Annotated in this window: 19 protein-coding genes and 1 pseudogene; 12 read left to right on the top strand and 8 right to left on the bottom strand. The window is 61.3% G+C overall.

The genetic code is table 11. From position 1 onward, the window contains the following. Window positions 1-65: 65 nt before the first annotated feature. Window positions 66-911: an MBL fold metallo-hydrolase gene (locus tag HJB91_RS10270; RefSeq protein WP_210629932.1), complete on the top strand. Its 846-nt coding sequence runs from the start codon at window positions 66-68 to the stop codon at window positions 909-911. A gap of 37 nt (window positions 912-948) precedes the next feature. On the opposite strand, the gene HJB91_RS10265 is transcribed toward HJB91_RS10270, so the two are convergent. Then, complete coding sequence (locus HJB91_RS10265; RefSeq protein WP_210629931.1) at window positions 949-1452, bottom strand: pyridoxamine 5'-phosphate oxidase family protein; 504 nt, start codon at window positions 1450-1452, stop codon at window positions 949-951. Between the two features lie 141 nt (window positions 1453-1593). Here HJB91_RS10265 and HJB91_RS10260 point away from each other — a divergent pair, with 141 nt between their 5' ends. Continuing rightward, window positions 1594-2340 carry a YebC/PmpR family DNA-binding transcriptional regulator gene (locus tag HJB91_RS10260; protein ID WP_210629930.1) on the top strand — a complete coding sequence of 249 codons (747 nt, stop codon included), beginning with the start codon at window positions 1594-1596 and terminating at the stop codon, window positions 2338-2340. A gap of 73 nt (window positions 2341-2413) precedes the next feature. On the opposite strand, the gene HJB91_RS10255 is transcribed toward HJB91_RS10260, so the two are convergent. Next, on the bottom strand, window positions 2414-3415 hold the full coding sequence (locus tag HJB91_RS10255; protein WP_210629929.1) for an LLM class flavin-dependent oxidoreductase: 1002 nt from the start codon (window positions 3413-3415) through the stop codon (window positions 2414-2416). Window positions 3416-3538: 123 nt separating this feature from the next. Then, complete coding sequence (locus HJB91_RS10250) at window positions 3539-5854, bottom strand: methyl-accepting chemotaxis protein (RefSeq protein WP_221154610.1); 2316 nt, start codon at window positions 5852-5854, stop codon at window positions 3539-3541. A gap of 242 nt (window positions 5855-6096) precedes the next feature. Here HJB91_RS10250 and ruvC point away from each other — a divergent pair, with 242 nt between their 5' ends. From ruvC to HJB91_RS10210, 8 genes and pseudogenes are all read left to right on the top strand, one after another. Beyond that, window positions 6097-6606 carry a crossover junction endodeoxyribonuclease RuvC gene (gene ruvC, locus HJB91_RS10245; protein WP_221146455.1) on the top strand — a complete coding sequence of 170 codons (510 nt, stop codon included), beginning with the start codon at window positions 6097-6099 and terminating at the stop codon, window positions 6604-6606. A gap of 56 nt (window positions 6607-6662) precedes the next feature. Further along, on the top strand, window positions 6663-6914 hold the full coding sequence (locus HJB91_RS10240) for an AbrB/MazE/SpoVT family DNA-binding domain-containing protein (protein ID WP_184455063.1): 252 nt from the start codon (window positions 6663-6665) through the stop codon (window positions 6912-6914). Then, a complete protein-coding gene (locus tag HJB91_RS10235) occupies window positions 6914-7327 on the top strand; it encodes a type II toxin-antitoxin system VapC family toxin (RefSeq protein ID WP_210629926.1) in 414 nt (137 codons plus the stop codon). The genes HJB91_RS10240 and HJB91_RS10235 overlap by 1 nt, the downstream gene beginning before the upstream one ends. Before the next feature lie 13 nt (window positions 7328-7340). Continuing rightward, entirely contained in the window at window positions 7341-7955 is a 615-nt protein-coding gene (gene ruvA, locus HJB91_RS10230; protein WP_210629925.1) for a Holliday junction branch migration protein RuvA, read from the top strand. 82 nt (window positions 7956-8037) lie between these two features. Further along, window positions 8038-9078 (top strand): Holliday junction branch migration DNA helicase RuvB, encoded by a 1041-nt coding sequence (gene ruvB, locus HJB91_RS10225; protein ID WP_184455061.1) that lies wholly within the window; start codon window positions 8038-8040, stop codon window positions 9076-9078. Beyond that, window positions 9079-9981 carry a metallophosphoesterase gene (locus HJB91_RS10220; RefSeq protein ID WP_221154609.1) on the top strand — a complete coding sequence of 301 codons (903 nt, stop codon included), beginning with the start codon at window positions 9079-9081 and terminating at the stop codon, window positions 9979-9981. 7 nt (window positions 9982-9988) lie between these two features. After that, window positions 9989-10377 (top strand): annotated as a pseudogene (locus tag HJB91_RS10215) (DNA mismatch repair protein MutT). 35 nt (window positions 10378-10412) lie between these two features. Then, complete coding sequence (locus HJB91_RS10210) at window positions 10413-10976, top strand: DinB family protein (RefSeq protein WP_221154607.1); 564 nt, start codon at window positions 10413-10415, stop codon at window positions 10974-10976. A 79-nt stretch (window positions 10977-11055) separates the two neighbouring features. Here the strand turns inward: HJB91_RS10210 and HJB91_RS10205 are convergent, their stop codons facing one another. The 5 genes from HJB91_RS10205 to HJB91_RS10185 all read right to left on the bottom strand — a co-directional run bounded on the left by HJB91_RS10205 (window position 11056) and on the right by HJB91_RS10185 (window position 19206). Further along, window positions 11056-12438, bottom strand: coding sequence for a virulence factor family protein (locus HJB91_RS10205; protein ID WP_221154603.1), 1383 nt, complete (start codon window positions 12436-12438; stop codon window positions 11056-11058). Beyond that, on the bottom strand, window positions 12435-15038 hold the full coding sequence (gene mprF, locus HJB91_RS10200; RefSeq protein WP_210629921.1) for a bifunctional lysylphosphatidylglycerol flippase/synthetase MprF: 2604 nt from the start codon (window positions 15036-15038) through the stop codon (window positions 12435-12437). Before mprF ends, HJB91_RS10205 begins: the two co-directional genes overlap by 4 nt. A 223-nt stretch (window positions 15039-15261) precedes the next feature. After that, entirely contained in the window at window positions 15262-17370 is a 2109-nt protein-coding gene (locus HJB91_RS10195; RefSeq protein ID WP_221154596.1) for a mechanosensitive ion channel family protein, read from the bottom strand. A gap of 207 nt (window positions 17371-17577) precedes the next feature. Beyond that, entirely contained in the window at window positions 17578-18609 is a 1032-nt protein-coding gene (gnd, locus tag HJB91_RS10190) for a phosphogluconate dehydrogenase (NAD(+)-dependent, decarboxylating) (RefSeq protein ID WP_210629920.1), read from the bottom strand. 114 nt (window positions 18610-18723) lie between these two features. Next, window positions 18724-19206, bottom strand: coding sequence for an SRPBCC domain-containing protein (locus tag HJB91_RS10185; RefSeq protein WP_210629919.1), 483 nt, complete (start codon window positions 19204-19206; stop codon window positions 18724-18726). 55 nt (window positions 19207-19261) lie between these two features. On the opposite strand from HJB91_RS10185, the gene HJB91_RS10180 reads away from it, so the two are divergent. Both HJB91_RS10180 and HJB91_RS10175 read left to right on the top strand, forming a co-directional pair. Beyond that, window positions 19262-19585, top strand: coding sequence for a helix-turn-helix transcriptional regulator (locus tag HJB91_RS10180; protein ID WP_210629918.1), 324 nt, complete (start codon window positions 19262-19264; stop codon window positions 19583-19585). 88 nt (window positions 19586-19673) lie between these two features. Further along, entirely contained in the window at window positions 19674-20210 is a 537-nt protein-coding gene (locus tag HJB91_RS10175; RefSeq protein ID WP_210629917.1) for a helix-turn-helix transcriptional regulator, read from the top strand. Window positions 20211-20281: the final 71 nt, after the last annotated feature.

Here is a 20281-nt window from a genome sequence, read left to right as displayed (position 1 = left end):
GCTCTGGACCGCTGCGACCTCATGACGCATCCTCCGCCGCTAAATGAAAGCGCCGGAGGGGTGGCATGAAGCCGCATTATCTTATCCTCGCTATCACATGCCTGGCGGCCTTCCCCGCATCAGATCCTGCCCAGGCACAGGAGCAGCGCCAGCGAGCCAGCCAGTGCCACGCGATCGCCGAGAAAATGCCCAATGTAACCTTCGCCAGTTTTTCTGGCGTCCCGGCGCTGGTGCCGGCCGTGTCCGAGGGCGAGGATGTTAGATTCACCTATCTCGGCCATTCCACCTTCGAAATCGAGACACCCGGCGGCATCATCATCGCGACGGATTATAATGGCTGGTACAGGCCGGCGACGACGCCCGATGTCGTCACGATGAACAAAGCTCATACGACCCACTTCACCCTAACGCCTGAGCCCGACATCAAGCATGTGCTCCACGGCTGGAGCGACGTGCCGGGCGAGAAGGCCAGCATCAATCTCGTCGTCGGCGATGCCTATATCCGCAATGTTACCACGGACATCCGCTTCAGCTACGGCCTCGGCGGCTCCCAGGCGGATGGAAACTCGATTTTCATCTTCGAAATTGCCGGTCTCTGCATCGGCCATCTCGGCCATCTGCACTACGAGCTGACGGATAGCCATTATACCGAAATCGGCCGCCTTGACGTCGTCATGGTGCCCGTCGACGGCGGCCTGACCATGGGCGCCGACAGCATGAGCCGCGTTATCAAGCGGCTGCGCTCGTCGCTGATCCTGCCGATGCACCGCCGTGGTCCGCCGGTCAATGCCTTCGTCTCCATGTTCGGAAAGGGCTTCGATATCACTTATGCGCCTGATGACAGCCTCACCGTCTCCATGCGCACGCTTCCCAAGAAGCCGCTGATCTATGTGATGAAAGGCGCGCAGTAAAAGCAAAAGCCCGGCGGGTCCCTCCAAACCTTGCTGATCAAGCAAATTGCAGGTGACGTTTGACGCCGACCTCGGGCATCTTGTCGTCATCGAGATTGGCCTTGGCGATCTCCCAACCGAATTTTAGCGTGCTGCCTGTCGAAACCCAGATCTCGGCATCATCGACATGCAGGGAAAGCATGGTGAGTTTCGGGTCCTTCTTGCCGCCGTCATACCATGCCGCCACCATCGAACTCCAATATTCCTCGATCTTGGAAGGGTCGGGGCGTACCTCGATGACGCCGGAAAGGCAGGCGTGATAGTCGTGATCCTTGCCGATGACGCAGAAATGCGCCCGACTGCCGGGTTTGATGGCGCGCACGATGTCGGCGTCGGTCTTGGTGTAGAACCAGATCGTGTTGGTGGTCGGATCGGCATGCGGCGCCATCGGCTGCATGTGCATATCAAGCCCGGAAATTCCGAGCATGCCGGCATGAACATCGTTGACCTGATCCCAAAGCTGACGAGCTGGTTGCTCCCGCGCCTCGCTGAGACTTGCCATGACCGTTCCTTTCCGTTGGGTGGAGTTCGGTTGAAACGTCATCCTCCTGCCTTTGTTCCGAACTGCTTTTTCCTTGAATGGGTGTCGTTTCGCTCTTATAAGGCGGCCCATTCCGAACAATGAGACGTGAACAGGGGTGCCATGGCTGGCCATTCACAGTTTAAAAACATCATGCACCGCAAGGGCCGTCAGGACGCCGTGCGGTCGAAAATGTTCTCCAAGCTTGCGCGCGAAATCACCGTGGCAGCCAAGGCCGGCCTGCCCGACCCGACGATGAACGCCCGTCTTCGCTTGGCGATCCAGAATGCCAAGGCCCAGTCCATGCCGAAGGACAATATCGACCGCGCCATCAAGAAGGCAGCCGGCGCCGACGGCGAAAACTATGATGAAGTCCGCTACGAAGGCTATGGTCCGGGCGGCACGGCGATCATCGTCGAGGCCCTGACCGACAACCGCAACCGCACTGCCTCCAACGTCCGCTCGATCTTTACCAAGGCCGGCGGCGCCCTCGGCGAAACCGGTTCCGTTTCCTTCTCGTTCGACCATGTCGGGGAAATCACCTATAAGCTTTCTGCTGGCGACGCCGACAAGGTGATGGAAGCCGCGATCGAAGCCGGCGCCGATGACGTCGAGACCGACGAGGAAGGCCATTACATTACCTGCGCTTTCGAAGCGCTTGGCGAAGTATCGAGAGCCCTGGAGGCTAGCCTCGGCGAAGCCGAAACCGTCAAGGCTGTCTGGCGCGCCCAGAACAACGTGCCGGTGGACGAGGAAAAAGCCCAGTCGCTGATGAAACTCATCGACTCGCTCGAAGACGACGATGACGTACAGAACGTCTATTCCAACTTCGAGGTCTCGGAAGAGGTTCTGGCGAAGCTTTCAGCCTGAACCTTGCAGCGATCGCCCATAAAAACCCGGCCGCGACGCCGGGTTTTTTGTCTCTCGGACGCCGCTTACAATCCTACGCAGCGACCCGCATGAAATTTCCAAGACCTGCGAACAGTTCCACCGACTTCAGCCGCGCCTCGACATCATGGATCGGCATCGAGATGATCACCTCGTCGGCCGCCGTTTCCTTGAGAAACTCCGCCAGTTTCGCCTCAGTCGTCGCCGGCGACCCTACCACGGCGTAGCGCAGTGTGTGTTCGACGTTCATCTTCTCCATCGGCGACCAGAAGCTCTCCATATCGGTGACAGGGCGCGGGAAAGGACCGCGCACATTGCGCCGCAGGTTGACGAATTGCTGCTGGGCGGACGTGAAATGGTAGCGCGCCTCCTCGTCCGTCGCTGCCACCGCGCCCATGACGCCGACCATGACATAGGGCTTGTCGAGAGTCGCCGAGGGCTGGAAGCGCTCGCGGTAGATCGCGATGGCGTCGAGCAGCATGTCGGGGGCAAAATGCGAGGCGAAGGCGTAGGGAAGCCCAAGCATCGCCGCAAGTTGGGCGCTGTAGAGGCTGGAGCCGAGCAGCCAGATCGGCACATGCGAGCCATTGCCTGGAACCGCAAGGATCGCCTGATTCTCGAGCGGGGTACCGAGAAGCTGCTGCAATTCCACCACATCATTCGGGAAGCTGTTCGCGCCGGCTTCGAGGTTACGCCGCAGCGCCTGTGCCGTGCGCATGTCCGTCCCCGGAGCCCGTCCCAGGCCGAGATCGATGCGGCCGGGAAAAAGCGCCTCCAGTGTGCCGAACTGCTCGGCGATGACAAGCGGCGAGTGATTGGGCAGCATGATGCCGCCGGAACCGATGCGGATGCGTTTTGTCGCAGCCCCGACATGCCCGATGACAACGGCGGTCGCCGCACTGGCAATGGCAGGCATGCCGTGATGCTCGGCGAGCCAGAAGCGCTTGTAGCCGAATTCTTCAGCCTTCTGAGCCATTCGCGCCGAGCTTTCGAGCGACTGGCGCACGGTGCTGCCTTCGGCAACGGGAGAAAGGTCGAGTATGGAGAAGGGAACCATGGAAACCTGCCGGGCTGTTGAACGATGCCGTCTATGTAGGTTGGCGCCTGACCCATTCCAAACCGTGCACGCAAACAAAAGGGCCGCGCGATGGCGGCCCTTGTCGAATAGCGAAAGCACATCTCAGCGGCGACGACGCAACACATGCACCTCGGCACTTGGCCTGTGTTGCCCCTGCGGCAGCGTGAAATTGCCGAGCTGGCGGTCCATTTCCAGAGCTTCCGTCGCCAGCCGGTGGATCGCCGCCGTCGTCTCCTCGACCATCGAGGCGTTCTGCTGCGTCATCGCGTCGAGTTCGGCCACGGCGCTGTTGATCTCACGCAACGTACTGGCTTCCTCACGGGTCGACTCCATGATCTCGTTGATCTGCCCGTTTATCGCCTCGACATGGGCGCCGATGCCGGTCAGGGCAACGCCGGCCCTTTCCACAAGTGCAACGCCGCTTTCGACCTCATGCGTCGATTTCTGCAGCAGGCTGGAGATTTCCTTGGCCGCGCTCGATGAGCGCTGGGCGAGCTCCCGGACTTCCATGGCGACGACGGCGAAGCCCTTGCCCGATTCACCGGCGCGTGCCGCCTCGACGCCGGCGTTGAGCGCCAGGAGATTGGTCTGAAAGGCGATGTCGTCAATGACCGATATGATCGTGTTGATCTGGCGCGAGGAGGTCTGGATCGCCTCCATCGCCGCGATCGTCTCGCGCATGATCTGGCTGGAGCCGGTCGTCTCCTTTTTGGCGTCGCGCGCGATGCGCTCGGCCTGTTCTGCCCGCTCGATCTGGCGGCGAACGGACTGGGTGATGGCGCTGATCGCATTCGCCGTCTCGGTGATCGAGCCGGCCTGACGCTCGGTGCGCCCGGCAAGCTCGTCGGCGCCGGTGCGCATCTCCTCGGAGCCGGCGCGTACCGCCATCGAGTTACCGCCAATCGCCGTCATGGTTTCGCTGAGCGTGGCGAGTGCCTCGTTGAAATTGATGCGCAGGCTTTCGAGTTCGTTCGGGAAGCGCGTATCGATCTGATAGGCGAGATCGCCGCTCGCCAGATGATGCAACCCCTCGTCAATCGCCTCGACCACCTGCTGCAGCGTCCTCGCTTCGGCCTCGCGATGGGCGAGGTTCTGCTGACGGTCGTGCTCGGCCTGCAGGCGCGTCTCTTCGCTGGCGGCTTCGAGTGCGCGGCTTTCGATCAGCGATTGGCGGAAGCGGGCAAGTGCGTTGGCCATCGTGCCGATCTCATCCTTGCGGTTCAGGCTGCCGATCTCGCTGTCGAGCTTGCCGTCGGCGACGTCGCGAGTCACACCGGCAAGCCGCGCCAGCGGCGAAAACAGGAAATTGGTGACGAGCCCGGTCGCGATGGCCATGACGACGAGCACGCCGATGCCGATCATCGTCAGCAAAGTGGCGATCTCGATCGAGCCGGCATTGAGCTCGCTGAGCAGGACGCTCTCGACCACGAGGAAGCGGTCGCCGCGATAGTCGATGCCACGGACATAGGCGCGGGCCGCGCCATCCGCCCGGTCGAAATCAGCCACGATCATCGCGGAGCTAGCAAGCGCGTCCTTGATGAAAGTGAAGGGGGTGGCATCGAGGGTCGCAAGCTTCCCCCCGGCATCGAGGGCGATAGCGGAGCCATCGCTGGAGACGATCGCAGCCCGCGCGGTGCTGCCCTGCACGATGCCCTTGGCAAGAATGCTCGAGATGATGTCGTCGCGCACCTTGAACAGGATGATGCCCTTGGCGGCCCCGAGCTTGACGATGGGCACGGCATAGAAGATCGCGGGTTTACCGCTTGCCGCATCGACACGAAGGCCGGAGAAGCCCGTCGGCGCGGCGTCATCCGTCGCCTTGGCGGTATTCTCGACCGCCTTGGCGAATGCGATGCCGGCGCCGGTTGTCTTCCAGGCGTCCGACTTCAGATTCTCCGCGAAGTCGTCGTCCTTTTTGTAGGAATAGAGCACGCTACCGTCGAGATCGGCGATCAGCAGATCGCTGAAAGCGGTGTTTTCGAGGTCGCGGGCAACTTCGCCCTGCGTCTGCTCATGGTTTGAATAATAGAACCCGCTCGGCCCTTCCGGCTTCATCAGCTTCTCGCGCTGGTCGGCCGGGTTGGGATTGCCCGTGATGAAAACCTTCTTCAGCTCGGCGCGAGCATCCCCCGAAGTCTTCTGGATTGTCTTCCAGCCGCTCTTCAAGCTGGTGATCGACATCTGCAGCGCCTCGATGCGCGCGATGGAATTGGCCTGGTTCTCAAGCTGCGCCAGTTGGTCCTGCAACATGTCGCCACGGAAGATCAGCACGCTTTCCTTGGCCTTCAGCGCCTGCTCGTCGGATATGCGGCTGCTGGCGAAATAGGCAAGCACGTCGATGACCGCGATCGACAGCACGGTCAGCAGGATGAAAGTGGCAATGACCTTGAAGGACAGGGACTGAAATCTCTGAGCCATATACAATGAACCCTTCTGAACGGCGCCTGCCAGCCTGGGCACGCGGTGCATCCCCGGCAGGCTGACCTGTCAACAGAACATCGGGGACTTATTCTTGTGGAACGAAGCCCCTCGCACATTCGATGAACTAGAATTCAGGCATCTCTTTTAATTCGCGGTAAATGCGCGCTCTAAAACCTCAGGTGTTTTCGGTTTGTTCACATATCGATGGCACTTATTTCGCAATCGCTATAGGTTGAACCATGCAAAATACGATTCGCATCATTGGCATTGATCCCGGCCTCCGCCGCACAGGCTGGGGAATCATCGACACTTTAGGCAATTCCCTGAAATTCGTGGCATCGGGAACGGTGACCTCCGATGGCGACATGGACCTCGCCTCCCGCCTCTGCCAGCTGCATGACGGGCTCGCCGATATCGTCCACGCTCACAGGCCCGATGAAGCCGCCGTCGAACAGACCTTCGTCAACAAGGACGCCGTGGCGACCCTGAAGCTCGGCCAGGCCCGCGGCATCGCCATGCTGGTACCTGCACGCGCGGGACTGCCGGTCTCTGAATATGCGCCCAACGCCGTGAAGAAGGCGGTCATCGGCGTCGGGCACGGAGAAAAGCAGCAGATTCACATGATGTTGAAGATTCTGATGCCGAAGGCCGAATTCAAGGGCGATGACGCCGCCGACGCCTTGGCGATCGCCATTTGCCATGCCCACAATCGCGGCGGCCACCGGATGCGCCAAGCGTTGGCAGGATAAGGCGTTCTTGACATGTTCCTGCGGTAAGGATAATTCTTACTTTGAAGGAGCCTCTGATGCGTGTCACATCCAAAGGTCAGGTCACTATTCCCCGCGATCTCAGGGAGCTTGCCGGCATCGAGACCAACAGCGAGGTCATTTTCTCGATTGAGGGCGGCAAGCTCGTTCTCTCGCCGAAGAACGGCAAGCAGGAAGTCGAGGATAGAGGTCGGCTGGACCGTTTCATCGAGACGATCCGTCGTCTGGAGGGAACCGGCGATCAGGAAATCGATGCCGAAGATCTCATGTCGATGACGCGTGATCGCTGATGGCGACGCTTGTCGACACGAACGTCCTCGTCGATCTGGCCATGATCAGCTCGGACTGGCACGATTGGTCGCGCCGGAAGATACTCGATATCTTCAGAGATGGACCGGTCCTTATAAATCCGATCATCTATTCCGAATTTTCCGTTCGGTATGACGATGTGGATGAAGTCGATCGCCTGCTTCCGCAGGATGAATTCCGCCGCGAGAACCTGCCGTGGCCGGCCGCATTTGCCGCGGCTCAAGCCTTCCGGCTTTACCGCCGCGCGGGCGGAGGACGCGAACGGATATTGTCGGATTTCCTCATCGGCGCGCATGCGGCGATAAGGGGCTACAGAATTTTGACCCGCGATGCCGGCGGTTATCGTTCCTATTTTCCTTCCGTTGAACTCATTACGCCCGAAACGCACCCTTGAAAGACCGCGACTCATGATCGGCAAGCTGAAAGGCACCATAGACGAGATCGGCGAAGATTATGTGCTCGTTGATGTGCACGGCGTCTGTTACGTCGCTTATTGCTCGGCCCGCACTTTGTCAAAGCTCGGATCGGCGGGCGAAGCCTGCGTGCTCTTCATCGAAACCTATGTGCGCGAGGATCAACTGAAACTCTTCGGCTTCATGACCGCATTGGAGCGGGAATGGTTCAACCTGCTGCAGAGCGTTCAGGGCGTCGGCGCCAAGGTGGCGCTCGCCGTGCTCTCGACGCTGACGCCGGGCGAGCTTGCCAATGCGATCGCCCTGCAGGACCGCGCCGCCGTCTCGCGCGCACCGGGCGTCGGCCCGAAAGTGGCGATGCGCCTCGTGACCGAACTCAAGAACCGCGCACCGGCCCATGCCGGCGAGGCAATCAACATCGGCCTCAAGCAAGAACTCGGCGAAGGCGTCGCCGCCGCACCGGTTGCCGATGCAGTGTCCGCGCTGACCAACCTCGGCTACAGCAGAGACCAGGCGGCAAATGCCGTTGCCGCGGCGATGAAGACGGCCGGCGACGGCGCCGATAGCGCCAAGCTGATAAGGCTCGGATTGAAAGAGCTGGCACGGTGAAAACCGGAAAACCAATGAATGGGTGTCGAGGCACCCGACGTTTGGTGTATTGCTGTAACAGGTTTCAAAACGGAATGAGAGCATGAGTGAGCCCGCCCGCCTGATATCGCCGGAAAAGCGGGGCGAAGATCTTGATGTGACGCTGCGCCCGCAATCGCTGGACGAATTCACCGGCCAGGCGGAGGCGCGCGCCAATCTCAAGATCTTCATCGAGGCGGCGAAGAACCGCGGCGAGGCGCTGGATCACGTGCTCTTCGTCGGGCCTCCCGGCCTCGGCAAGACGACGCTGGCGCAGATCATGGCGAAGGAGCTCGGCGTCAACTTCCGCTCAACCTCAGGCCCTGTCATCGCCAAGGCCGGCGATCTCGCCGCGCTCCTCACCAATCTCGAGGAGCGCGACGTGCTCTTCATCGATGAGATCCACCGCCTCAATCCGGCCGTCGAGGAAATCCTCTATCCCGCCATGGAGGATTACCAGCTCGACCTCATCATCGGGGAAGGCCCTGCCGCGCGCTCGGTGAAGATCGACCTCTCGAAATTCACGCTTGTCGCCGCCACCACCCGCCTCGGCCTGCTGACGACGCCGCTGCGCGATCGTTTCGGCATCCCGGTGCGGCTCAGCTTCTATACCGTCGAGGAACTGGAACTGATCGTGCGCCGCGGCGCACGGCTGATGAACCTGCCGATGACCGAAGAGGGCGCCCGCGAGATCGCCAGGCGCGCCCGCGGCACGCCGCGCATCGCCGGCCGGCTGCTGCGGCGCGTGCGTGATTTCGCCGAGGTGGCACGGGCCGAGGCCGTCACCCGCGAGATCGCCGACGAAGCGCTGACCCGCCTGCTGGTCGACAATGTCGGCTTCGATCAACTCGACAAACGCTACCTCAACATGATCGCCGTCAATTTCGGCGGCGGCCCGGTCGGCATCGAAACCATCGCCGCCGGCCTTTCCGAGCCGCGCGACGCGATCGAGGATATCATCGAGCCCTATATGATCCAGCAGGGTTTCATTCAGCGCACGCCGCGCGGCCGTGTTCTCACCGCAATCGCGTGGAAACATCTGGGAATGCAACCGCCCAAGGAAATGGAGGCTGCGCAGTTCCGGCTGTTCCAGGAGGACGACTGAGTGATCACCCGCCGCGGATTTTTCAAGGTTCTTGGCGGCGGTTTCGCAGGCGTCATGGCGCTCGGCGGTTATGCCTTTGCCTATGAACCGCTGGCGCGGTTCGGCATCGCCCGTTACCGGCTGACGCCGCCGGGATGGACACCGGGACTGAAGCTCCGCGTCGTCGCGCTCGCCGATATCCATGCTTGCGAACCCTGGATGTCGGCAAGCCGCATTGCTGCGATCTGCCGCCGGGCCAATGAACTCGAAGGCGACGTGACCGTCCTGCTCGGCGACTACGCCTCCGGCATGAACATGGTGACGCAATATGTGCATTCGAGCCAATGGTCGAAGGCGCTCGCCACCCTGCAGGCTCCGCTCGGTGTCCATGCGATCATGGGTAACCACGATTGGTGGGAAGACAGGACTGCCCAGAAGAACGGCGGGATGGAGACCTTCGGGCACCGGGCGCTCGCCGACGTCGGAATCCCGGTCTATGGCAACCGCGCCGTTCGGCTCGAAAAGGATGGCCGCGGCTTCTGGCTCGCAGGCCTCGAAGATCAGCTGGCGCTGCTGTCCGGCGGGAAGTGGGGCCGCACGCGCATGCTCGGCCTCGACGATCTCGACGGAACGATAGCACAGATTAGCGACGACGCGCCGGTTATCCTGCTCGCCCATGAGCCCGACATCTTTCCGCGCGTGCCCGAGCGCGTCTCGCTGACGCTCTCGGGTCACACCCATGGCGGACAGATCCGCTTCCTCGGCCGTTCGCCGATCGTCCCCTCGCGCTACGGCAATCGCTACGCCTATGGCCATATTGTCGAGGAGGGGCGTAACATCATCGTCTCCGGCGGCCTCGGCTGTTCAATTGCGCCGGTCCGCTTCGGCGTGCCGCCGGAAATCGTCGTGATCGATCTCGGATAAGCACGACATGAGCAAGCGCACTCCTATCCGCCTGACTCAGGGCGCTGCGCGTTTCAACTATCGCATTGCCGGCCTCGGCTTTCGCGATGGGCATGTGCTTGTTCATCGCGCCGTGCACGAGCCCTTCTGGGTCTTTCCTGGCGGTCGGGCGGAAATCGGCGGGACGTCGGAGGAAACGCTGATAGGAAATTCCGCCGGAATTTCCCCTTTCAGCCATATGAAATCATCCATCGCGTCGAAGATGGCGACAACCATCTCGAATTCAAATGGGTGCCGACAACGCGCGCGGCCCTGACCGCGCTCGACATCCCGCCCTATTTCATCGCTGATGAAATCGAGAACCTGCCCGGGCTACAATGTCATCTCGCCTGGCGCGACGGTAATCTCGATGACTGAAAACACTCCGGAATGCTGGAAGAGGAAAGCCGCCGATGTCGACCTTCGATCCCGCCAGGGCCTTTCGCAAGCTTGCCTATAACAACGCCCTTGCCAATCACCGGCTGCTTCACGCCTGCGCGGCATTGAAGCCCGGCGAATTCGAAGCGCCGCGCACGAGCTTCTTTCCGTCGATCAAGGAGACGCTGAATCATATCATCACGGTCGACTGGTTCTATGTCGACGGCATGGAAGGCGGCACGCTCGGCTTCCAGGCCTTCGAGGTGGACGAACCCTTCGATGACGTCGAGTCACTGATGCAAGCACAGGCAAAGGTCGATCAGCGCCTGATCGACCTTTGCGAAGCCCTGACGCCGGAAAGGCTGATCTCGATCGTAAATCTCCATCGCGGCAATCGTATTCAGCAGGAGCGGATGGACGACGTGCTCGCCCATCTTTTCCTGCATCAGACCCATCATCGCGGCCAGGTCCATGCGATGCTTGCCGGCACCAGCATTGCCCCGCCGCAGCTCGACGAATTCATCGTCGCCGACGACGCGCGGTTTCGCGGCAAGGAACTCGCCGAACTCGGCTGGCGCGAAGAAAAGCTGATGCATTAAACGCATAACCCGAAATCGAAATCGATTTTGGGGTTATGCGCCAATCGAACTGTCAAAGCATACCGCAAGGCAGCAGCGCTTAATCCTGCAGACGTCTTTTCAGCGCGTCGATGATCGTCTTGGTGAGAAGGTCGTAATTTTCGTCGAAGTGATGGTCGCCGGGCAGTTCAACGACTTCAGCACCACCATCCTTCAACGCCGGACAGGCGACATCGTCGTCATCGTCCTTGCCATAGACGCACTGCACGAGCTTCGGATCGACGTTCTTCAGATCGGCGACGGGATCGCCCCCCGCCCCTTTCGTCTTCTGACCGAGCCAACCAAGAACGGAGATGACGTAGTCCACTTGGTGCGAGAGCGACAGCAGCGACAACTGCACCACCGAGGACTTCTCGGCCGGTTTGAGCAACTGATAGGTTGCGGGTACGACATCCGCGCCGAAAGAGTAGCCGACGAGCAGAACATGCTTCACCTTCCACTGCTTACGATAGAAATCGATGATCTTTGAAAGATCGCTGGCCGTCTCCTCCGGCTTGCGCTCCGACCAGAAATAATGAAGTGAATCAACGCCGACGACGGGAATGCCTTCCTTCTGCAGCGTGCCGCCGACCTCCTTGTCGATGTCGCGCCAACCGCCGTCACCGGAATAGATCACCGCCATCGTATCGAAGGCAGGCGTTGCCTCGAGCACCGCCAGCGGCAGGCCAAGCGGATTGCCGAAGGCGCCGGAAGCGGTGACGAGGTCGTCGAGCGTATCGCCGAATACCGTCTGTGCATCGTCTGTGGAATCGCGGATCTCGATCTCGGAATGGGCTTTCTGCAGCGCCTCGGCATGCGCCCGGCCGTCCTTGTCAGCCTTAGGCGTGAAGACTGATATGATCGGATCCGGCAGGGCGCCGTCGCTGAGACCATACACCGTGCGTTGGCCGATCACCTTCTTGGAAGCCGGCGTGCAAAGCTCCTTGGTCAGCGGAATACCGGACAGCGGATCGACCGCAAGCGTCTGACCGATCGTCGCATCCGGCGTCTGAGCCGCGATCGCCAGCGCCAGGGCCCCGCCCTCGCCGATGCCGGCGACGATCGGCAAATGATAGGCATTGTTGCCGGTCGCGCGCTGCACCTGCTGGCTCAGCGATTCAATATCCGAGACGATGTAGATGCAGCCGTCGTTGAGGCTGACGTCGTAGCGGCTGAGCGCCTGGATATAAGAGGGAAAGTCGACGCCGATGACAACAGCGCCTTCGGCGACCAGCCTGTCCGCCTCGGCCTTCTCATAATCGCCCCAGCCGGCGGCATCCGAGATCAGCATCACGGTGCCCTTCACCTCCCCTTCCGGCAGGAAGATGTGCGGCGATGGGATGAGGCCGCTTTCGAATCTTTGCGTGGTTTCCTCGGCGGCATTAGCCGGTACGGCCGCGAGCATGCAGACGCATGCCGTGGCAAGAAGGATTGTCCTGATCATTTTCTCACTACCCCTTTCAATCCGCCCCCGATCAGAAATGTCGCGTCCATCAACGCGATCATCGGATTGCCTCCTCCGGAAACCGCAAGATAGCGCGGTTGCCAGTGCGGATGAAACTTGGATTTGAATGCCCGAAGGCCTTTGAAGTTATAGAAGCGTTCGCCGTGTTCGAAGACGGTGCTGCCGATACGGTCCCAGACGGGTGCCGCTTCGCGTTTCGACATGCCGGAGAGAGGCGCCATGCCGAGATTGAAGTGCGTGAAACCTTGGTTACGCAGATATTCCATGATCTGCACGAAGAGAAAGTCCATTGAGCCCTTCGGCGCGTCCGGCGAGAAGCGCATGAGATCGATCGTGCTCTCCTCGCGGGATTCGGTGACGAGGATATTGGCGAAGGCGACGATCTTGCCATCCTTCTTGAGGATGCCGACCGGTTGCGAGGAAACGTAATCGGGATCGAAGGAACCGAGGGAGAAGCCCTTTTCCTTGGCATTGTGATGTTCCAGCCAGGCCTTGGAAACGGCGGCGAGATCATCGATAATCCCGCTCACGTCCTCGGGTTCGACCACCGCGAATTCCAGCCCGTCGCGCTGGGCTCGGCTCGCCGTCTGGCGAAGGTTCGCCCATTTGCCGCCTTTCATTTCGAAGGTCCGGAGGTCGGCCACCGCCAGTTCGCCGAGCTTGAAGGCGCGGAGGCCGGCATCGGCGCAATGGGAAAGCAGCGCCGGCGAGATCTGGTAGAAGACGGCGCGGCAGCCGGCGGCCCGCGCCGCTTCGACGAAGCGCCAGACGAGTTCCTGCACGGCACGATGATCGCCAACCGGGTCGAACAGCGCGATCCATGAACGGCCCTGCCGGCCGTACATGATGAAGGCGTCACCTTTTTCCGAAAACATGATGCTCTTGTCGCCCATGCGCACCAGATTGGCATCGGCATTGCCCTGCTTCCTGACGATCTCGATGGCACGCGTCAGCGCCTCCTCCGTCGCCGGCTCCGGCTGGAAAGTCGCCGGTCGGAGCAGGCTGAAAATGGCGATCGCCGAGGAGATGATGGTGATGCCGAGCAGGGCGCGCAGTCCCCGCGGCGCCTCGGCGGTGAATTCGAACTGCCACCAGAGTTCGTTGCTGTATTCGACATCGCGATAGACGAAGAGCAGGATGACGATGGCGCCGACGACGATGACCGCGATCGCCATCAGCCAGGACGCCGTCATCGCCTGGTTGAGCAGCGACGCATGCCGGGTGAAGAGCCGCCGGCTGACGAAGAGCCCGAAGATGAGAAACGCGAGAAAGGCAGCTTCGACAAGGGCGATCGCCTTCAGAAGCGACAGGGTCAATGCGGCAACGGCCGAGAATACGGCCACCCACCACGCGCCGTCGAGCCTCTGACCGAGGCCGCGCGCCGCGACCACCAGCGCAAGCCCGAGCAGGCTGGAGAGGAAGTGCGCGCCTTCGACCAGCGGCAGCGGCAGATAGTTGGAGAGGAATTCCAGATTCTGGTCCGGCGTCGGCGTGACGCTCGAAAACACCAGCATCACGCCGAGCAGCAGCGCCAGGGTCGACAGCAGCTGCGGCATCAGCCGTCCGCCGATACGGCGGACACTGGAGGCGGCCGGGTGGTCGACAAAACGGCGCAACTCCGCCGCCGAGACCGCGAGCACGGCGATCAACAGCGGCAATACATGGTAGATCAGCCGGTAAAGCACCAGCGATCCCAGCACCGCGTCGATATTCACCGCGCTGCCGAGCGAAGCGATGATCACGGTCTCGAAGACGCCGAGCCCGGCCGGAACGTGGCTGAGCACCCCGAGACCGACGGCGATCGCATAGACGGCGAGGAAGACCGGCCAGCCGATAGCCGTCTGCGGCAAGAGCACGTAGAGCACCGACGCGGAGGCGGCAATATCAAAGGCGGTAACGAGGAATTGGCGCGACCAGGTGCGCGAGTCCGGCAGGCGGATCGCCACGGCGCCGAAATCGAGCACACGACCCTCGCGGCCGATAATCATTACAGCCCCGAGAATGGCGATGATCGAGCCGGCAACCAGCCGGAGCAGGAACGGACTGACACCGATCAGCGGACCGATCTCGCTGGCGATGATGATGAGGGCGATCGATGCGACGGCCGCGAGCCCGAGGCCGAAGGAGAGCGTGACGAAGGCGATGATCCGGCCAATGTCCTCGGGTGAGAGCCCCAGACGCGTATAGGCGCGGTAGCGGATTGCGCCGCCCGACAGCGCACCGAAGCCGGCGGTGTTGCCGACCGCGTAGGCGCTGAATGCCGTCAGCGCCACATGCGGAAAGGGAAGCTTCTTGCCGATATATTCGATCGCATTGAGATCGTAGAAGACCAGCGAGAGGAAACTCAGCGCCGTAAAGAACAGAGCAAGCAGGATCGCGCTCGGCCTGGTCGCCGCCAGCGCTGCGACGACATCGTCATAGCGCACCTCGTTCGTGAGCTGCATGATCGCATAACCGACGAGACAGAAGACGATGAGCGTCGCGGCTGCCGTAAGCGGCGTCCTGTAACGTCTGAAAAGCGTGCGAAAAGAAAAACCGTCCGTCGCTTCCATCTCTTCCAAATTGCCGTGATCCGACATCTCGTACCTGCGCAGCTTCCAATTCGGCGGGAATCATTTTTCGAAGACGTAACATGACGGGCATATAAGCTCTATGAAGCCATGCCGACGCTACCCAACCCCGCCGCCTGCGCCTCAATCATCCTCAATTGGGGCGAATTTGCGCAGGAATACGTGATGGCACATTGCATTTTCGTAAGCTTGCGAATGCCTTGCAGCGATAATGAGGTTCAGGTGGCGGCATTCATGCAGCCGGTTCGCCGTTGGCTCGCATATGGGAGGCATAACGCGCGACGGCAGCCCCCAAATCGGCCTCGCGATCGCCCGCCACCTGCACCGTCGGCACGGCGAACTCGATGCCGTTTTCCTTGAAGGCGTTGCGGATCATCGCCAGTGCATTGCGTCGGATAACAAACTGTTCGCCGGGCTTCGTCATCATTGACAGGCGGATCTCGATCGCGAATTCGCCGAACTGCTCGACACCCTTCATCTTCAGCGTCTCGATGATGTGCGGGCCGAATTCGGGGTTCTCGAGCAGTGTCTGGCCGATCTGCTTGATCACCTTCTTGGCCTTGACGAGATCAGTGTCGTATTTGACGTTGAGGCTGATCTTGTCGATCGTCCAGTCGCGATTCAAGTTCTTCACCGCGCCGAGTTCACCGAACGGCACTGTTGTCAGCGGTCCGCGATGATGCCTGAGCTTCACCGATCGCAGGCTGAAGGCTTCGACGACGCCCTTGTGGCTGCCGCTTTCGATATATTCGCCGACACGGAAAGCATCGTCCCAGAGGTAGAACATGCCGCTGATGACGTCCTTGACGATCGTCTGGGCGCCGAAACCGACGGCAACGCCGACAACGCCGGCTCCGGCAATCAGGGGCCCGATCTCGATGCCGAGCCCGGAGAGCACCATCAGAACCGCGATGACGGCGATGACCACGGCAAGGATATTGCGGAAGATCGGCAGCAGCGTCTGGATCCGCGCGTGTTTGGCCTTCTCCTCGTCCGTCGCGGTACCGTCCAGAGGTGAATCGAGCAGCTTGCCGTCAATATAGGCTTTGACGACGTGCCAGAGCAGATCCGCCGCAAGCAGGATGACAATGCCGCCGATGACCCCGCGCGCAATCTTGTCGACCATCTTGTCGCCGGCGGCCATTGTATCGGCCCCGACGCCAAGCAGTCGACCAAGCCAGATTGCCGCGATTGCGATGATCAGCGCCCGAACGCCGCGGTCGAGCAACACGGTGGCGATGCGGCGCGTGGCAAGGAAACTCGCCTCGGTCTGCCGCAGCGATTTCACCGCGATCGTCGCGACGGCGAGTACCCGCGGCAGCATCAACACATAGATGCCGAGCCAGAGCAGCCAGTTGAAGCCGGTGACCCAGAGGCCCCAGAGCAGAAGAAAATATACGGTGAGCGCCCAGGAAATTTCGTGACCACGCTTCTCGTCCTTATGAGGCCGCGACCAGACCGCCTCGATCGCGATCAGCAGCAGCCCAATGCCGAGCATGTAACCCACGAACAGGCGGGCACTCGGGGAAAGGCCGAGCGGCTCCATCGACTGAATGGCCGCCCAGCCGAAGATAAAGTAGATGATGAAGGTTGCAGAGCGGCGATACCAGAAGAGTGCGATGGCACGGCCCGGCATGGTCGGCGCGGGGATGCCCTGCCGCTCTTCCTCGGCCCGCGCCAGTGCGATGAGATCGACCAGCACACCGCCGAGGCAGATCGTGAAACGCTGGACGATCAGTGCGACGACGCAGACGATGGCGATGCTCTGGCTGATCGGCGGCCAGTAGAGGCTGAGCAGCGTCAGCACCGTCGCCGCCGCGAAGATCAGCGCCGGGATGACACGCGGCGCCAGATGCATGCCTGCCATCGCAGCCAGACGGCGACGGCGGCGACGGAAGGCATAGCGGGCAATGCTTTCGATGATCGCGCCCAGCAGAAAGATCGCCAGGAATTGGCCGGCCATACGCATTCGGCCGGTGGCCGCGATTTCGCCGAAAAGCAGCGAGAATGCATTGTTGATCTGCAAGGGCAGCGTCATCGCGGCATCGGAAACCATCGAGACATGACGACGGGCATGCTGCAGCAAACCCGACAGGATAGACATCTGGTTTTCCACCGCTGTATCGCCCGCAGACGTCGCCGCCATCTGGGCCGACATCCATTGCTTGACCTCGGGCGTCTGCATGAGCTGCATCATCTCACGCACTTGGGCCGGCGGAGCGGCCGCGGCCTGCACTTGTGCCGGCTGCGTCTGGGCAAAGCTGGGCGAAGCCGCGGAAAGAAGCACAATGAATATGCCCGATATGGCGGCCTTCAAGCCTCCTGCCCTGTCACGCTTCACGACCGCCCTCCAATCAAGTGTCGCGCTTGCACAAAACAAGGCTGACATCTTGCATTGGATACTCGCGACTGCTGCCGCCAGCAAGCGGTAGGAAAGCCATACCGATGGCCAGGAAAGACCGCTGGCGCCGCCTACCGAGGCCGCCGTCAAGCCCGCCATTTACGGGTGACGGTCGCCTTCTGCTCAGTGAAGGGAGTGACCTGGCCTTCAGGATTTCGGCGCCGGCTTTTCCACGTGGCCGCCGAAACCCGCGCGCATTGCCGACAGCACCTTGTTGGCGAACTCGTCATTGTCGCGCGAGGAGAAGCGGCCGTAGAGCGCCGCACTCAGCACCGGTGTCGGCACGCTTTCGTCGATTGCCGCCATGATCGTCCAGCGGCCCTCGCCGCTGTCCGAGACGCGGCCGGCATATTTCGAAAGTGCGGGGTCGACATGCAGGGCATCGGCGGTGAGATCGAGCAGCCAGGAGGTGATGACGCTGCCGCGGCGCCAGACTTCCGCGACATCCGGCAGATTGAAGTCGTATTGAAAATGTTCGGGATGGGCGAGCGGCGCGGTTTCCGCATCGGCATCGTGCGAGGCGGCGCCAATATTGGCGTGTTTCAGAATGTTGAGGCCCTCGGAATAGGCAGCCATCAGGCCGTATTCGATGCCATTATGCACCATCTTGACGAAATGTCCGGCGCCGTGCGGGCCGCAATGCAGATAACCCTGCTCCGCCGTGCTGGCCGCCGCCGCTTCGGCGGTGCGGTTTGGCGATGCTTCCGTCTTGCCGACGCCGGGGGCGAGCGTCGCAAAGATCGGAGACAGATGTTGGACGGTACCCTTCTCGCCACCGATCATCAGGCAATAGCCGCGCTCCAGGCCGAAGACGCCGCCGCTGGTGCCGACATCGACATAATGGATGCCTTTGGTGATGAGTTCGGCGCCACGGCGGATGTCATCGTGGTAATAGGAATTGCCGCCGTCGATGACGATATCGCCGTTCTGAAGCAGCGGCACCAGGCTGGCCAGCACCTTGTCGACGATCGCCGCCGGCAGCATCAGCCAGATCGCACGCGGATGCGTGAGCTTGGAGACGAATTCCTCCATCGAAGCGCTGCCGGTCGCGCCGAGACCTGCGAGCTCAGCAACGCTTTCCGGCCTGGTGTCGTAGACGACGCATTCGTGACCGCCCCGCATCAGGCGCTGGACCATATAATTGCCCATTCGGCCCAAACCGACCATACCAAGCTGCATAATGAATCTCCTGGAAACCGAGATGAAGTATCGACTCCGGAAACTAGCACCCGCAGTGTGACAGGCAAGCAAAGTCTGGCGATGGGCCGCCGATCTCCTTCGAGACAGGCCTCGTCAAACATCCGGGGCGCTGGCCGGCTCGCCTTTCATCTCGCTGAGATACATGCCCTCGCGCAGATTGATGCCGTATTCGACGAAGGCCTTCATGCTGCAAAGCATCTGTGTCCAGCCTTCGCAGTTGAGATAGGTGCCGCGCCGGCCGGCCTCGTCCTCGCGCCAGCCGTTCTCGGCAATCGTCACCAGCGTGCCGCCATCCTCCAGCGTCTTGAAATTCATTTCCACCAGCGTCTTATACCTTGTCTTGTCCTCGGCAGTGCCGCCGTCCCAGCGAAGCACGATGCGGCTTTCCGGCACAAGCTCGACAACCTCGACCGGCGCATCCTTCCACCAGGTTACTGTCGTGCCTTGAACGAGCGGGGCGCTCGCCCCGCCGATCGTGGTGAAATAGCTGCTGAGTTTCTTCGGGTTGACGACGGCATCGAACACTTCGGCAACAGGACGGCCGATCCGGCCGGAAACGCGGATTCCGAGAGACATTGCACTTCTCCTCTTCTCCATTGTGCCTGAGGCCATTATGTTATAAAAATATAACATGTCAAGCGAATCAACCGACGACCCTGTCTTCAAGGCACTGGCGCATCATCGCCGCCGCGAAATCCTCGACCTGCTCAAGGAGGCCCCCCGCACAACGGGCGCGCTCTGCGAGATGTTTTCCGGGATGGACCGCTGCACGGTGATGCAGCATCTGAAGGTGCTTGAGGAAGCGGGGCTGATCGTCGCCAGAAAGGAGGGCCGCGAACGCTGGAACCACCTGAACAGTCTGCCGATCAAACACATCTACGACCGTTGGATCAGCGCCTATGCAGGTCATGCCCTGTCGATCCTTGATCGGCTGAGAAGCGACCTCGAAGGCTAGCCGGAACAATGACCGGCGTGAGGATCGGCTTGCCCTCCGGCCCGCCGAACTCCTATCCTGGCAAAAGAAGCGTGGGAGCTCAGGACAAATGACGATATCAGGAGCCGGCATACGCCGCATGCGGTTGCTGCGCAGCATGAAGCAGCAACACCTCGCGGAACTCCTCGGCGTCAACCAGGCGACCGTTTCGCGCTGGGAGCGCGGCCAGCTTGATCCCTCGCCCAACCAAGCCGTCAAGCTGGAACGGATTTTCGCCACGCCGCAACATGCTGCGGCCGATGCGGCCTTAAAGCGGCTGGTCGAGGATTCCGTCCGGTCTGTGCATCTGATCTGCGATAGCACGCATCGGCTTCTGTCTGCTTCCCGACCGCGGCAGGCGGAATGGCGTGCACCGCTCGGCGCTTTTCTCGGCCGCTCTCTTTTTTCCTACGCCTCCGCCGAGATCGCCGCCGCCGAACTGTCTCTGGAGGAGCGCGGCTGGCATGAGGACAGGCTGCTATCGTTGACCTTCGATACCGGCGCCAACGGCAATGTGCGCCTGCCGATTACCCCGGGCCGCGTCACTTGGGAGCGGATCAGGCTTTCCGATGGCACCGCTGGCCGCCTCGTCACCACAATCCGCTGAGCCTGCAGCCTTCCTGCATGCCCATGCATAATTTATGCGTTGTCCCACGACACCGGTCTTTATAGCGTCCG

It is taken from the genome of Rhizobium sp. NLR10b, from assembly GCF_019685435.1.
In the GTDB taxonomy this organism is placed as follows: Bacteria; Pseudomonadota; Alphaproteobacteria; order Rhizobiales; family Rhizobiaceae; genus Rhizobium.
This window is presented reverse-complemented; position numbering and strand designations above follow the sequence as displayed.